This is a genomic window from Pseudomonas lundensis (genome assembly GCF_001042985.1).
Classification (GTDB): domain Bacteria; phylum Pseudomonadota; class Gammaproteobacteria; order Pseudomonadales; family Pseudomonadaceae; genus Aquipseudomonas; species Aquipseudomonas lundensis.
In genome coordinates this window covers 35,403-49,550 of record NZ_JYKY01000031.1, presented here as the reverse complement: position 1 = coordinate 49,550, position 14,148 = coordinate 35,403, and the positions used below count along the sequence as shown (strand labels likewise).

Annotated in this window: 13 protein-coding genes and 1 pseudogene; 9 read left to right on the top strand and 5 right to left on the bottom strand. The window is 58.5% G+C overall.

The genetic code is table 11. The features are described 5' to 3' along the window. A pseudogene (locus TU74_RS19985) lies at positions 1–328 on the bottom strand (transposase); the annotation flags it as partial. Between the two features lie 40 nt (positions 329–368). Further along, positions 369–1,667, bottom strand: coding sequence for a hypothetical protein (locus tag TU74_RS19980; protein ID WP_048377438.1), 1,299 nt, complete (start codon positions 1,665–1,667; stop codon positions 369–371). A 710-nt stretch (positions 1,668–2,377) separates the two neighbouring features. On the opposite strand from TU74_RS19980, the gene TU74_RS19975 reads away from it, so the two are divergent. Continuing rightward, complete coding sequence (locus tag TU74_RS19975; RefSeq protein ID WP_047292739.1) at positions 2,378–2,728, top strand: DUF6124 family protein; 351 nt, start codon at positions 2,378–2,380, stop codon at positions 2,726–2,728. An 83-nt stretch (positions 2,729–2,811) separates the two neighbouring features. Here TU74_RS19975 and TU74_RS19970 read toward each other — a convergent pair whose 3' ends face one another. Together TU74_RS19970 and TU74_RS19965 are read right to left on the bottom strand one after the other, a co-directional pair. Then, entirely contained in the window at positions 2,812–3,972 is a 1,161-nt protein-coding gene (locus tag TU74_RS19970; RefSeq protein WP_048377437.1) for a patatin-like phospholipase family protein, read from the bottom strand. A gap of 27 nt (positions 3,973–3,999) precedes the next feature. Then, positions 4,000–4,932 (bottom strand): lipid A biosynthesis lauroyl acyltransferase, encoded by a 933-nt coding sequence (locus TU74_RS19965; RefSeq protein ID WP_048377436.1) that lies wholly within the window; start codon positions 4,930–4,932, stop codon positions 4,000–4,002. Between the two features lie 120 nt (positions 4,933–5,052). Between TU74_RS19965 and minC the strand changes: the two genes are divergently transcribed. The 7 genes from minC (at position 5,053) to TU74_RS19930 (ending at position 11,965) form a co-directional block, all read left to right on the top strand. After that, positions 5,053–5,790 (top strand): septum site-determining protein MinC, encoded by a 738-nt coding sequence (gene minC / locus TU74_RS19960; RefSeq protein WP_047274226.1) that lies wholly within the window; start codon positions 5,053–5,055, stop codon positions 5,788–5,790. A gap of 201 nt (positions 5,791–5,991) precedes the next feature. Further along, complete coding sequence (minD, locus tag TU74_RS19955) at positions 5,992–6,804, top strand: septum site-determining protein MinD (RefSeq protein ID WP_047292732.1); 813 nt, start codon at positions 5,992–5,994, stop codon at positions 6,802–6,804. A 3-nt stretch (positions 6,805–6,807) separates the two neighbouring features. Continuing rightward, entirely contained in the window at positions 6,808–7,062 is a 255-nt protein-coding gene (gene minE / locus TU74_RS19950; RefSeq protein ID WP_010208824.1) for a cell division topological specificity factor MinE, read from the top strand. A gap of 90 nt (positions 7,063–7,152) precedes the next feature. Next, positions 7,153–7,788, top strand: a complete 636-nt coding sequence (locus TU74_RS19945; RefSeq protein ID WP_047274219.1) for an RluA family pseudouridine synthase — start codon at positions 7,153–7,155, stop codon at positions 7,786–7,788. Positions 7,789–7,910: 122 nt separating this feature from the next. Beyond that, positions 7,911–9,200: a M18 family aminopeptidase gene (locus TU74_RS19940; protein ID WP_048377435.1), complete on the top strand. Its 1,290-nt coding sequence runs from the start codon at positions 7,911–7,913 to the stop codon at positions 9,198–9,200. 135 nt (positions 9,201–9,335) lie between these two features. Next, entirely contained in the window at positions 9,336–9,518 is a 183-nt protein-coding gene (locus tag TU74_RS19935; protein ID WP_047281732.1) for a hypothetical protein, read from the top strand. A gap of 290 nt (positions 9,519–9,808) precedes the next feature. Next, the gene (locus TU74_RS19930) at positions 9,809–11,965 is read left to right on the top strand and encodes a mechanosensitive ion channel domain-containing protein (RefSeq protein ID WP_048377434.1); all 2,157 of its coding nucleotides are present in this window, start codon (positions 9,809–9,811) and stop codon (positions 11,963–11,965) included. On the opposite strand, the gene TU74_RS19925 is transcribed toward TU74_RS19930, so the two are convergent. Next, the gene (locus TU74_RS19925) at positions 11,962–12,684 is read right to left on the bottom strand and encodes a UTRA domain-containing protein (protein ID WP_047274211.1); all 723 of its coding nucleotides are present in this window, start codon (positions 12,682–12,684) and stop codon (positions 11,962–11,964) included. The two genes, TU74_RS19930 and TU74_RS19925, sit on opposite strands and share 4 nt — an antisense overlap. A gap of 334 nt (positions 12,685–13,018) precedes the next feature. Here TU74_RS19925 and TU74_RS19920 point away from each other — a divergent pair, with 334 nt between their 5' ends. Beyond that, positions 13,019–14,086 carry an ABC transporter substrate-binding protein gene (locus TU74_RS19920; RefSeq protein ID WP_048377433.1) on the top strand — a complete coding sequence of 356 codons (1,068 nt, stop codon included), beginning with the start codon at positions 13,019–13,021 and terminating at the stop codon, positions 14,084–14,086. Positions 14,087–14,148: the final 62 nt, after the last annotated feature.

The window sequence follows — 14,148 nt, the reverse complement described above, 5'->3', positions numbered from 1 at the left end:
AGCCGTCGAATCGCGTAATGACCCGCTTGCTGCTTAATAAAGGCGTACTTCAGCCGCACTCCTTGGCAAAGTACGCGGCGGCCTTTTTTAAGATGTCTCGCTCCTCCGTCACCCGTTTCAGCTCGGCCCGTAGACGACGAACCTCAGCGCTCTGATCATCCTCCTCAACGCGCTGTTCCTGGGGCTTGGTGTAGCGCTTAACCCAGGCATAGAGGCTGTGCACGGACACACCCAATCGTGCAGCCACCTCCGAGACAGGAAGCTTCTTTTCGGTCACTTGTTTGACCGCCTGGATTTTGAATTCTTCGGGATATCGCTGGTTGCTCATGGCACCTCCTAATGGGCCTCATTTTAAGGCTTGGAGGTGTCTACGAAACTAGGGGCGATTCATGGTTAACATCACCAGTCTCTATCTTATCGATTAAACTCGTGTAACTTTTTACGGTCACTACGCCCAGTGCTGGGTTTACTGGATTAGGCTCATCCGGATTTTCAGGGCCTACCTTGGACAAATCAACCTTAATCGTTACATTGGCAGAACCCAAGAGTAGCGAGCCCCGAAAATAATCGTACTGGACAATAGTATCTTGAGAACCAGGCGTCTGAAAATCATAGGCCGCTTTCAAAACAGTCCACGGCACAGGAATATTAACTGGAAACTGGTTGATCGGATAAGGGGTATCCAGTGTTTGGTCTCCCCACGTGACCGTAAGACTATCGCCAATTTTCCAGTTGGTTATCTCCGTCTTGATATCGGCATACACACCCAAAAACGCATCATCACGGTCAATTAAGTCATCTGAAATCTCATCGGCATGGCGCACCGCTAGCGCAGGGAACGGAGCCGTAGGTAAGGGCCCAAGCGCTACTGAAATTTTCTCGGACCCGCCAACGCGACTGTCAGTACCCGCTTTATCCAGCAGGATATAACACGCGAAAAAGTCACCATCCCCCTCCTCGAGGATAGTTGATTCAGGAATGGGGAACTTTCGGTCTGTCGGAATAGCTTGAAAGCCACCGATGGGTGGCCAATTTGAAACATCTTCGGGCACCTTGTCTTTTACCCAATAGACGCCAATTTTATCGCCATCCGCTTGGTCTGGATACGAAGGAATAGTCGCTACTACAGCATTGCTGTTGGCATCCGTAATAGGGCCATCAGTAAGATCTAAGTTTGTGGGATATTCATTGCCATAAGGCGGAATAATATCGAGCACGATGGGTGTGGTTTCTGAAGGTGTAGCAGCTCCGCCATCATTTCCGCCCACTACGAGATATCTAAACTCAAAAGCACCGTGGATATATTCAAAAGAAACTAGCGGTATCTCTTGAATCATGGGATTTGGGTAATTCCCTTTTATGACCATAACAGGAGGATCTAGGAGGTCTGTATAAGCTGCATCATCTGTGCTACCTTGCGGCCGCCATTGCAGCCTTAATTCATCACCCGGTTTATTTGGATCGACTGGAAAATTCACCCAATGCGGTATTTCAACTTTCAGAGGGGCTGTCAAAAGCGTTATAGGGATGAGCCCTTGCGGATCACCAGGCAAAACACCTTGCACCGTAGGCTTGGCATGCTCACCCGCACGCCTTAACTCACCACGACGTTTAAAAAAAGCCTTACGCGCATTTTTGGCAGCCAATTTCCTTTCAAGCATATTCATCGTGTAACCCTCAATTCACAGATAAAGTACCAGTACCTCAGCACCACTGATAGAAACTTGGTTTTCGCCTTGCACGAACAGGTAAAGTGCTTGTTAAAGCGCCGAAGCCAAAAACAAATTAATGAGGCATGACACTATCGAACGAATAGTTTCCGCTATGAGTACCTTAATATTTCTAAACGCTTAAAAATATTGAACGCCTTTTTATGGCGGCTGAATACTGTCAGAAATGACAGGTACCCCACTTTTCCATTAGGACACCCACCGCCGTCCCTCCCCTCCAAACACGCCACCACCCAGCAAACCCGCTCGACAACTTCTGGCTCGAAAAGCTCACCGGCCAATTAACCCCTAAACCGTTCCGCCCCTCACTCTCACTGTGCGGCCGTCACGTATGACAATTCCCTTTCAATCATGCGAAATTTCCGAGAAAATCCCGCGCGCTTGCGCCGCTGCCAATCGAGGGCTAGTCTCGGCCCATCGCTGCCCATTCAGCGGTCGGGTTTAGTCGCCCGGTTTGTCATCTGGCGCAAGGCGCCACCTCCGCGAGGCGCTTTTTTACGGCCTGCGTTTTATGGTGGCCGTGCGCAGGGCGCCCTCGTGGCGCGCCGGTTTCCAGATGCACCGGTCGACTAACCTGCGTACGGCTGCCACCTCCTCGTTTAGTCGCGACAGGTGACAGCTCCTTTGCATGCATCTGGAGTTGACCCATGAAAAAGCTCGTCCCCGACCCACCCGCTTTCACCCCGCAAGACGCTGCGCCGTGCGATCCACAGTTGTTGGACCGGGCCGCCGCCAATCGCGCGCTTGATTACTACCTGCACGGCCATAAGCCCACTCGCCCCGTGGACACAACCACGTATGCCATCGCGAACAGTGTCAATTTAGAAGCGGCTTTGGCCCAAGCGTCAGACTTGTTGCGCTGCGCCGGGGCATCGGCGACTGAGGCGGGGAATGGCATGAGCGGGCCGGCGCGCGACCTGGTGTTATCGATCACGCATTTGGTTGCACTGGCCAAAGCCTACGTTGATAAATCGCTGGACAGTCTGACAACGCACTGATGCAGCACGCGCCTGAGTGCAAGCAGGCGCGACACAACAGCGTGTGCCGCCGGGTATCTGCTCCCGGTGCGCGTCAGCACCCCTTACAGACTGTGGGCGTCACTGCCTAAAAAGCGCGAGAGTGCCGCACGTTGGGCCAGCGCATCCTTGCGCCCCAGTTCGATCAACTCGGTGCAGTAACCCTTCTCGAACAACAAATAGCTGAGCACACCTGCGCCACTGGTTTTGGTCGCACCCGGCCCACGTAAAAACAGGCGCAGGGCGGCAGGCAGTTCGTGGCGATGACGGGCGGCAATTTCGTCGAGGGGCTGGCTGGGGGCAATCACCAGCACGTCCACGGGCGCCAGGCCCAGGCTGTGGGGCTGGTCGGGCAGTAAACGGCTGAAGTGGTTAAGGCGCTCCAGCAGTTCAATGTCGCTCTCAAGGCTGTCAATAAACGTGCTGTTGAGCAGGTGCCCGCCGATCTGCGCCAGCGTCGGCTGCCGGGCATTGAACGGGCGCCGTTGCGCACCCTGCGGGTCCGGCCCGCGCGGGTTGCCACTGACACCGACCACCAATACCCGATTGGCCCCCAAGTGCAAGGCCGGGCTGATGGGCGCGGACTGACGAACGGCGCCATCGCCGAAGTACTCTTCGCCAATGTTGACCGGAGCAAATAAAAGCGGGATGGCCGAGCTGGCCAGCAGGTGTTCGACCGTCAAGGCGGCTGGCCGCCCGATACGGCGATGGCGCAACCAACCATCGATGGCGCGCTCACTTTGGTAAAAGGTCACGGCCTGACCCGAGGTATAGCCAAAGGCAGTCAGTGCCACGGCGCGTAACTGCTGCGCCGCAATGGCCTGATCGATCCCCGCAAAGCTGATGTTGTCGTTGAGCAAATCGCGCAATGGCGAACTGTTGAGCAGGGCCACCGGCGCCTGAGGGCCAAGCCCCAACACACTGCGGCTCACAAAACGGCTGGCCTGATGAATCACGCCCGGCCAGTCACTGCGCATCACCCGATGGCTTTGCAGGTGCTGCCAGAAGGCGGTCAATCGCTCGACGGCGAGGGTAAAGTTCAGCGCGCCGCTGGCCAGGCTGACCGCGTTGATCGCCCCGGCCGAGGTGCCGACGATCACCGGGAACGGGTTAGGCGCCCCGCTGGGGAGCAACTGGGCAATGGCCGCCAGCACCCCCACCTGATACGCGGCACGCGCGCCGCCGCCCGAGAGAATCAGGCCGGTTACCGGCGCCACGCCGCTCATCGACGGGCGCCCTGCAGGCAGCGCGGGTCAGCGGCGTTTGTCGTACAACTTGGGCTCGCCCGGCGGGCGGGTCTTGAAACGGCGGTGGGCCCACAGGTATTGCTCGGGGCATTCACGAATGGCCCGCTCGACCCACTGATTGATGCGCAGGCAATCGGCCTCATCGCTTTCTCCGGGGAAATCCTTCAAAGGCGGATGAATCACCAACTTGTAGCCACTGCCATCCGCCAGTCGTTGTTGAGTAAAGGGCACAACGTGCGCTTTGCCCAGCTTGGCAAACTTGCTGGTGGCGGTCACGGTGGCCGCCTGAATGCCAAACAAGGGCACAAAGATACTCTGCTTGGCGCCGTAGTCCTGATCCGGCGCATACCAGATCGCACGCCCCGAGCGCAGCAGCTTGAGCATGCCGCGCACCTCATCACGTTCCACGGCCAGCGAATCCAGGTTGTGGCGCTCGCGGCCCCGTCGCTGAATAAAATCGAACAGCGCGTTCCCATGCTCGCGGTACATGCCATCGATGGTGTGCTTTTGCCCGAGCAGGGCCGCGCCGATTTCCAGCGTGGTGAAGTGGAACGCCATGAGGATCACCCCTTTGCCTTCCAGCTGCGCCTGCTTGAGGTGCTCCAGCCCTTCTACGTGGGCCAGCCGGGCCAGACGCGGCTTGGGCCACCACCAGCTCATGGCCATTTCAAAAAATGCGATACCGGTGGACGCAAAGTTCTGCTTGAGCAAGTGCTTGCGCTCGGCGGCGCACTTTTCGGGGAAACACAATTGCAGGTTGCGCGCGGCAATGCGCCGACGATCACCGGCGACCCGGTACATCAGCGCGCCCAACACACGCCCCAACCCCAATTGCACTTTATAAGGCAGCTGCACCACCAGCCACAGCAGGCCAAGGCCAAGCCACAGCAGCCAAAAACGCGGGTGAAAAAAAGCAGCACGAAAACGCGGGCGATCCATTAATGATTCCGGACAGACACAAGGGCCGGGCATTCTACATCGTTCGACCCCGCTTGCGGCTCGCGGGCGATCTCGTTATAAGTCTCAGCACTTTAAGTGACAAGCCGCATTAAGCCGACCATGAGCCAAACCGAATCGCTAGACCAAGCCCCTGTGTTCCAGCTTAAGGGCAGTATGCTCGCCATCACGGTGCTGGAACTGGCCAAAAACAACCTTGAAGCCCTGGATCGCCAACTGGCTGCCAAAGTGGCCCAAGCCCCGAATTTTTTCAGTAATACCCCGCTCGTCCTGGCGCTGGACAAAATGCCCGCCGGTGAAGGTGCGATTGATTTGCCAGGCCTGATGCGTGTCTGCCGTCAACATGGCCTGCGCACACTGGCCATTCGCGCCAGCCGCATTGAAGACATTGCCGCCGCGATTGCTATCGACCTGCCTGTGCTGCCGCCGTCCGGCGCCCGTGAGCGGCCGATTGAACCGGTCGAAGCCGAGGTCAAGAAAAAACCCGAAAAACCGCCCGAGCCTGTGGTCAAGCCGACCCGCATCATCACCAGCCCCGTACGCGGCGGCCAGACGGTGTATGCCGAAGGGGGCGACCTGGTGGTCATGGCGGCGGTCAGCCCCGGTGCGGAACTTATGGCCGATGGCAACATCCATGTGTACGGGCCAATGCGCGGTAGAGCACTGGCCGGGCATAAAGGCAACACCAAGGCGCGCATTTTCTGCCAGCAGTTGAGCGCCGAGCTGGTGTCGATTGCCGGCAAGTACAAAGTGTCGGAAGACCTGCGCCGTGATCCATTGTGGGGTGCAGGGGTTCAAATCAGTCTGTCAAGTGACATGTTGAACATCACCCGTCTTTAACGGATACTCTCGCCATTTTCCAACCATCTCAACAGCGTAGAGAAAACAGTTTAAACCTTGTAGGAAATCAACAATCAGCCAGCGCTTACGGCTTGTAAACGCCGACCTGAACGATCATCCGCCAGGACTGTTCACCTGCCGTCGTTAATAGAGATGTTATTCAGGGGCTAAAAAGTCCTTTTTCCTTAGGGGTGAAACACCTTGGCCAAGATTCTCGTGGTTACATCCGGCAAGGGTGGTGTGGGTAAGACCACCACCAGCGCCGCTATCGGTACCGGCCTCGCACTGCGCGGCCATAAAACAGTGATCGTCGACTTCGACGTCGGCCTGCGTAACCTGGACTTGATCATGGGCTGCGAGCGCCGCGTGGTGTATGACTTCGTGAACGTGGTCAACGGCGAAGCCAACCTGCAACAGGCCCTGATCAAAGACAAGCGCCTGGAAAACCTGTACGTGCTGGCCGCCAGCCAGACCCGTGACAAGGACGCACTGACCAAAGAAGGCGTCGAAAAAGTTCTGATGGAACTTAAACAAACCTTCGAATACGTGGTGTGCGACTCCCCGGCCGGTATCGAAACCGGTGCGCACCTGGCCATGTACTTCGCTGACGAAGCGATTGTCGTGACCAACCCTGAAGTGTCCTCGGTACGTGACTCGGACCGCATGCTCGGCCTGCTGGCCAGCAAGTCCAAGCGTGCTGAAGAAGGCCAGGACCCGATCAAGGAGCACTTGCTGCTCACCCGTTACAACCCGGAGCGTGTCAGCAACGGAGAAATGCTCGGCGTTGAAGACGTCAAGGAAATCCTCGCCGTGACCCTGCTGGGCGTGATTCCGGAGTCCCAGGCTGTTTTGAAGGCTTCCAACCAAGGTGTGCCGGTCATTCTTGACGACCAGAGCGACGCTGGCCAGGCCTACAGCGATGCCGTCGATCGCTTGCTGGGCAAGTCCGTGGAACATCGATTCCTCGATGTCAAGAAGAAGGGATTCTTCGAGCGTATCTTTGGAGGCAACTAAACAATGAAATTTCTCGACTTCTTTCGCGCCAACAAAAAGCCAACCACCGCGTCGGTCGCGAAAGAGCGTCTACAGATCATCGTGGCGCACGAACGCGGCCAACGGAGCACGCCGGATTACCTGCCCGCCTTGCAGAAAGAGCTGGTAGAAGTGATTCGCAAATACGTCAATATCGGCAACGATGACGTGCATGTCGCGCTGGAAAACGACGGCAGTTGCTCGATTCTGGAACTCAACATCACCCTGCCAGATCGTTAACCGATCCGGCCGACACCACGGCGACCTGGGCACCTTCTTTGCGGAGACGGTTCCCACGTCGCCGTTGGCGTTTCTCAAGAGGCTGTTTTAATGCCGTTGTCCAACATCCACATCATCCACGAGGACGCTGGCGTTCTTGTGGTCAACAAACCGACGTTGCTGCTGTCCGTGCCCGGCCGCGCAGAAGACAACAAGGATTGCCTGATTACCCGCCTGCAAGAAAACGGCTACCCCGAAGCGCGGATCGTACACCGCCTTGATTGGGAAACGTCCGGGATCATTTTGCTGGCGCGGGATGCTGACACCCACCGCGAACTGTCTCGCCAGTTTCATGACCGCGAAACCGAAAAAGCCTACACCGCACTGGCGTGGGGCCAACCGGCGCTGGACAGCGGCACCATTGATCTGCCGCTGCGCTACGACCCGCCGACCAAACCCCGGCACGTGGTGGATCACGAGTTTGGCAAAAACGCCCTGACGTTCTGGAAAGTCCTGGAGCGCTGTGGAGATTACTGCCGCGTGGAACTGACGCCGATCACCGGCCGCTCGCATCAACTGCGGGTCCACATGCTGTCCATCGGCCACCCGCTGCTGGGCGACGGCCTGTACGCCCATGAACAGGCGCTAGCGGCTTACCCACGCCTGTGCCTGCACGCCAGCATGCTGAGCTTCACTCACCCGCAAACCGGTGAGCGCTTGCGCTTCGAGTGCCCGGCGCCGTTCTGACACCCGCCCCTGCGTGGTCGCTGCCAGGCAACACAGGCGGCGGCTGCGGGATTGAGGTTCAATCGGGGTCAATTTTTGTGACCAATGCGCTAAACTCGCGGCCTTGCTGTCTGGAGTAACTTATGCGCGAAGAGTTGAACCAAGGCCTGATCGACTTTCTCAAGGCCTCCCCTACCCCCTTTCATGCCACCGCCAGCCTGGTGCAGCGTCTGGAGGCCGCCGGTTATCAGCGCCTCGATGAGCGCGAGACCTGGTTCACCGAAGCCAACGGTCGCTATTACGTCACTCGCAACGACTCCTCCATTGTCGCGTTCAAGCTGGGCCGACACTCGCTCTTGCACGGCGGCATTCGCATGGTCGGCGCGCACACAGACAGCCCCTGCCTGCGGGTCAAGCCTCAACCCGAACTGCAACGCCAGGGTTTTTGGCAACTGGGCGTCGAAGTCTACGGCGGCGCCTTGCTGGCCCCGTGGTTTGACCGCGACCTGTCACTGGCCGGGCGCGTGACCTTCCGCCGCGACGGTAAAGTCGAAAGCCAGCTGATCGATTTCAGGGCGCCCATTGCGACCATTCCGAACCTGGCGATCCACCTCAACCGTACCGCCAACGAAGGCTGGGCGATTAACCCGCAAACCGAGTTGCCGCCGATTCTGGCCCAGGTCGCGGGCGATGAACGTGTGGACTTCCGTGCCTTGCTGACCGACCAACTGGCCCGCGAACACGGCCTGAACGCTGACGTGGTGCTCGATTACGAGTTGAGCTTCTACGACACCCAGAGCGCTGCGGTGATTGGTCTCAATGGTGACTTTATCGCCGGCGCCCGTCTCGACAACTTGCTGTCGTGCTACGCCGGCCTGCAAGCGTTGCTCAATACCGAGACCGACGAAACCTGCCTGTTCGTGGCCAATGACCATGAAGAAGTCGGCTCCTGCTCGGCCTGCGGCGCCGATGGCCCGATGCTGGAGCAAATCCTGCAACGCCTGCTGCCAGAAGGGGATGAGTTCGTACGCACCATCCAGAAATCCCTGCTGGTGTCGGCTGACAACGCCCATGGCGTTCACCCCAACTACGCCGACAAACACGACGCCAACCACGGCCCGAAACTCAACGCCGGGCCGGTGATCAAGGTCAACAGCAATCAGCGTTACGCCACCAACAGCGAAACGGCCGGTTTCTTCCGCCACCTGTGCATGGCCGAAGAAGTGCCGGTGCAAAGTTTTGTGGTACGCAGTGACATGGGCTGCGGCTCGACCATCGGCCCGATCACCGCCAGCCACTTGGGGGTGCGCACGGTGGACATCGGCTTGCCAACGTTTGCCATGCACTCCATTCGCGAATTGGCCGGCAGCCATGATCTGGCGCATCTGGTCAAAGTGCTGAGCGCGTTCTACGCCAGCCAGCAACTCCCGTGAAGGGCCTCGGAGCGGGCCTGCCCCGCTCCAAACCCTGCAAAGTCCAGGCGTGCCGCTCAATTTTGATACACGTCACCGCACACTTTCACAATCGGGCCTAGACTGGAGCCCATTCATTCCTTCAGGTCCATAACAATGATCGAGATGTCTGCGTTCCACTCCATGATGATTCCCATTGTGTGCGGCATGTTGCTGCTGACTGTCGGTTTCACCCTTCGCGAGCGAACCAGCGGCATCGGCGTCCTGATGATCTGGTGCGGCATGCTGCTGATATTCGGCACGATTGTGTTCAAGATTCTGGCCAAGCTGAATTCCTGAACACCTGCGTTTTTTCGCAAAATCCAGCGCTGATTGATTTCATGTGTCACAAGAAACGAATCAGCGCTGCCCCTGAGTCTGTTCCCGTTTCATAGCAGCCGCGACGAACACCCACGGGGCGCGGGTTGCATTTAGTCAGGCTGCATTGCAGCGCTTGAGAAGGGAACAACCATTGCCTTCGCTCTGCGCCTTGCCTGGCTAAATGTGACCCCGCGACGCGGTTTGCAGTGAAACGGGAACAGACCCTAGCGTACACTCGGTCGACCTGCCCCCTTGAGGTTGACCGCCCAGTGCTTGTTCGTTTGTTCGCCCTGCCGTATTTACTGCTCGTTTGCATGCTGACGCTGCTCCCCATCACGTCTGCGCAGGCTGTCGGCCTGCCTGGCCTGCTCAGCCCGGATAAAACCCAGGCCCAACCCACCGAGCCCCTGGGTCAATCGCTGGACGAAGTGATCAAAAACCTGGAGAACGACCAGCAACGCAGCAAGCTGCTGGCCGACTTGAAGAAGCTGCGCGACGCCACCAAAAAGGCGCAACCCGAGGCCGAGATCGGCGTGCTCGGGCTGATAGGTAGCACCCTCACCGACCTCGAAAAACAGTTTTTGGGCAATGACAGCCCGACCTCGCGCTGGGCACGGGAGATCGATCAGGCACAGGACGAACTCAAGGCGCTGATGCTGCCGGCCAGTCAATGGCTGCCGATCATTTTTGCCTTTGCGCTGATCATCATGGTCTGGAGCCTGCTGGCCGCGCTGCTGATTTGGGTCAGCCACCGGGTGCGCCTGCGCTTTGGCCTGAGCGAAGAGTTGCCGCAACACCCCAAGGCGGTGGACATGCTGCGGTTTGCCTTGCGCAAGCTGGGGCCGTGGCTGGTGGCGTTGGTGATTACCGTGTACATGAGCTATTCGTTGCCGTCGTCGCTGGGCAAGGACTTGGCGATGGTGCTGGCGTATGCGCTGGTCATCGGCACCTGTTTCTCGGCCATTTGCGTGATTGCTTTTTCCCTGCTCGACGGCCCGCACCGCCACCGCGCCCTGCACATCCTGCGGCATCAGGCCTTTCGTCCGCTGTGGTGGATCGGCAGCTTTGCCGCCTTCGGCGAGGCCCTGAGCGACCCGCGACTGGTCGCCACCTTGGGCGTGCACCTGGCCCACACGGCCGCCACGTTTGCCAATGTGATGGCGGCGCTGTCCACCGGTTTGTTCATCATTCGCTTCCGGCGCCCGATTGCTCACCTGATTCGTAACCAGCCTTTGTCGCGGCGCCTGACCCGTCGTGCCTTGAGCGACACCATTGAATTGCTCGGCACGTACTGGTGGATTGCGGCGCTGATTCTGGTGGCCATCTCGCTGGCCGCGACGTTTATTTCGGCCGGCGACACCAGCACCGCGTTGCGTCAGTCATTGATCTGCACCGTGCTGGTGGTGCTGTGCATGGTGATTAACGGGCTGGTGCGTCGCCACGCGCAAAAACCGCAACGCGGTCACAAACGTCACGCCCTGTATTCCGAGCGCCTTAAAGGCTTTGTCTACACCCTTGCGCACCTGGTGGTGTGGCTGGTGTTCATTGAGTTGGGGCTGCGGGTGTGGGGGCTGTCGCTGATTCGCATCACCGAGGGCGACGGCCACGAGATCACCGTCAAGCTGTTCGGGCTGGGCGGCACGCTGCTGTTTGCCTGGCTGATCTGGATTCTGGCCGACACCGCCATTCACCACGCCCTGACCCGCTCGCGCAAAGGGCTGGCCAACGCCCGCGCGCAAACCATGATGCCGCTGATCCGCAACGTGCTGTTCGCGGCCATTTTCATCATTGCGCTGATCGTTGCCCTCGCCAACATGGGCATGAACGTGACGCCGCTGCTGGCCGGTGCCGGTGTCATCGGTCTGGCCATCGGTTTCGGTGCGCAATCGCTGGTCGCGGACTTGATTACCGGCCTGTTCATCATCATTGAAGACTCATTGGCCATCGATGATTACGTGGATGTTGGCGGCCACCTGGGCACGGTCGAAGGGTTGACCATTCGCACCGTGCGCTTGCGCGACATCGACGGCATCGTGCACACCATTCCGTTCAGCGAAATCAAAAGCATCAAGAACTACTCCCGCGAATTCGGCTACGCGATCTTTCGCGTGGCCATTCCCTACAACATGGAAATCGACGACGCGATCAAGCTGATGCGCGAAGTGGGGCAAAAGATGCGCTCCGACCCGCTTCAGCGCCGCAACATCTGGTCACCGCTGGAAATTCAGGGGGTTGAAAGTTTTGAATCGGGCAGCGCCATTTTGCGGGCGCGCTTCAAGACCGCGCCGATCAAGCAATGGGAAGTATCACGTGCGTTCAACCTGTCGCTCAAACGCCATCTGGACGAAGCCGGGCTTGATCTGGCCACGCCGCGCCTGAGCGTACAAGTCGTCACGGCCGGCAGCGGGATCTTGCAGAAGGATTAACCCTGCGCCGGCACCTCCACGCCGACATGAATCGCGTCATGGCGCCAGTACTCCAGGTCACAATCGATCAGCCGCCCGTGCTGATCGTAGTTGACCCGCGCAATGCACAACCCCGGGCTGCCCGTTGAGACTTTCAACGTGGCGGCGGCTTGTGTGGGTAACGCAGTCGGCACAATTTCGAATTGCACCCGACCGTAATGCAGGTCGAAGTGCCGGGCATACAGCTCGGTGATGGATTGCGTCAGATCAAACTCTAAAATTCGCGGGAAATACTGCGGGTTCAAGTAGTGCTCGACATACAGCACCCGTCGTCCGTCGATACGCCGCCCCCGGCAAATTTGAATCACGCTGGACAGTGCCGGCAACTTCAAACGCTCGCACACCGCTGCCGACGCGGGCTGTAGCCGCGCCGATATCACATCTGTGGTGGGCACTCGCCCCTGGGCGCTGACCATGGCGTGAAAATGGCTGCGCTGCATCAAGTTGTAGGCCAGTCGCGGTGGCGAGATAAACCAGCCGCGCCGCTCTTCGCGGTACACCACCCCTTGGGCTTCGAGTTGCAACAGGGCTTCGCGCACTGTCACGCGCGTGGTATCGAACAACTCACTGAGCTTGCGCTCGGCAGGCAACTGGCTGCCGCACGCCAGCAAACCGTGCCCGATTTGCTCCTGCAACGCACGGCTGATGGCTGTCACCGCCTTGGGGGCCTCTTCACGCATCAACGTTACCTATCTGGACTAGTCCAGCACCAAATATGGGCAAAGGCAGGGTCATCTGCCCCGCGTTCCTGAGGTACCAAGACTAGGCAGCTCACATGACCGTTCGATGACACTGCAGGCCCACTGCACCCTCAACGCCCCGAAAAACGGGGGCAAAGGCATGGTCTACGCTTACTCGCAATGAGCGCATCGGGCTCGTTCAGCCCTTGCACGGTTGATGCCGACATCAAAGTGTCATACGCCCGGCCTAAATTGGCTCGGGTATTGCTGACCTAGACCAACACCTGCAAAAGACCCATAAAAAATCAGCGTGAAAACGCCCAAGGAGCTACGGATGAAACAGTTTTTTCTGGCATCACTGTTAGGTTCAAGCATCGCTCTGTGCAGCACGGCCATGGCCGCCGACGTCGATCTGAAAGCCCTGGAAGCCGCTGCGCGTGCCGAGGGTGCTGTCAACAGCGTGGGCATGCCCGATGAGTGGGCTAACTGGAAAGGCACTTGGGCCGATTTGAACCGGCTCTACGGCCTCAAACACATCGACACCGACATGAGTTCGGCACAGGAAGTGGCCAAGTTTGCGGCTGAAAAAGATAACGCCAGCGCCGACATCGGTGACGTAGGCGCGGCGTTCGGCCCGATTGCCGTGGCCAAGGGCGTCACCCAGCCCTATAAGCCGACCACCTGGGCGCAAATCCCCGACTGGGCCAAGGACAAAGACGGCAACTGGGCGCTGGCTTACACCGGCACCATTGCGTTTATCGTCAATAAAAAACTGTTGCACGGCTCCGACGTCCCCACCCGATGGGCGGACCTGAAAAATGGAAAATACAAAGTGTCTATCGGGGATGTCAGCACAGCGGCCCAAGCCGCCAATGGGGTACTGGCCGCCGCACTTGCCAATGGCGGGGACGAAAAGAACATTCAACCGGCGTTGCTGATGTTTGCTGACATCGCCAAACAAGGGCGCCTGTCGCTGGCCAACCCGACCATCGCCACCCTGGAAAAAGGTGAAGTCGAAGTGGGCGTGGTCTGGGACTTCAACGGCCTGAGCTATAAAGCCAAGATGGCCAACCCGGATGACTACGTGGTGCTGATCCCGTCAGATGGCTCGGTCATCTCCGGTTACACCACCATCATCAACAAATACGCCAAGCACCCCAACGCGGCCAAATTGACCCGTGAATTCATTTTCAGCGATGCAGGGCAGACCAACCTGGCACGCGGCAACGCACGGCCGATTCGGGCTGAACACCTGAAGCTGCCCGAAGACGTGCAAAAGCAGTTGCTGCCCAATGAACAGTACAAACATGTAACGCCCATCAAGGATGCCGCAGCCTGGGAGAACACCTCAAAGGCACTGCCGCAGATGTGGCAGGAAGAAGTCATCATCAATATGCAGTAACGCCCTTAACCCTGGAGCGGCTGTCGCAGACTGCGGCAGCCGCGATTGGAAGGCATGCTCTT

Coding starts and splice junctions, on each gene's coding strand:
- TU74_RS19980 (WP_048377438.1), bottom strand. CDS start 1,667: ATGAATATGCTTGAAAGGAAATTGGCTGCCAAAAATGCGCGTAAGGCT.
- TU74_RS19975 (WP_047292739.1), top strand. CDS start 2,378: ATGAAAAAGCTCGTCCCCGACCCACCCGCTTTCACCCCGCAAGACGCT.
- TU74_RS19970 (WP_048377437.1), bottom strand. CDS start 3,972: ATGAGCGGCGTGGCGCCGGTAACCGGCCTGATTCTCTCGGGCGGCGGC.
- TU74_RS19965 (WP_048377436.1), bottom strand. CDS start 4,932: ATGGATCGCCCGCGTTTTCGTGCTGCTTTTTTTCACCCGCGTTTTTGG.
- minC (WP_047274226.1), top strand. CDS start 5,053: ATGAGCCAAACCGAATCGCTAGACCAAGCCCCTGTGTTCCAGCTTAAG.
- minE (WP_010208824.1), top strand. CDS start 6,808: ATGAAATTTCTCGACTTCTTTCGCGCCAACAAAAAGCCAACCACCGCG.
- TU74_RS19945 (WP_047274219.1), top strand. CDS start 7,153: ATGCCGTTGTCCAACATCCACATCATCCACGAGGACGCTGGCGTTCTT.
- TU74_RS19940 (WP_048377435.1), top strand. CDS start 7,911: ATGCGCGAAGAGTTGAACCAAGGCCTGATCGACTTTCTCAAGGCCTCC.
- TU74_RS19935 (WP_047281732.1), top strand. CDS start 9,336: ATGATCGAGATGTCTGCGTTCCACTCCATGATGATTCCCATTGTGTGC.
- TU74_RS19925 (WP_047274211.1), bottom strand. CDS start 12,684: ATGCGTGAAGAGGCCCCCAAGGCGGTGACAGCCATCAGCCGTGCGTTG.
- TU74_RS19920 (WP_048377433.1), top strand. CDS start 13,019: ATGAAACAGTTTTTTCTGGCATCACTGTTAGGTTCAAGCATCGCTCTG.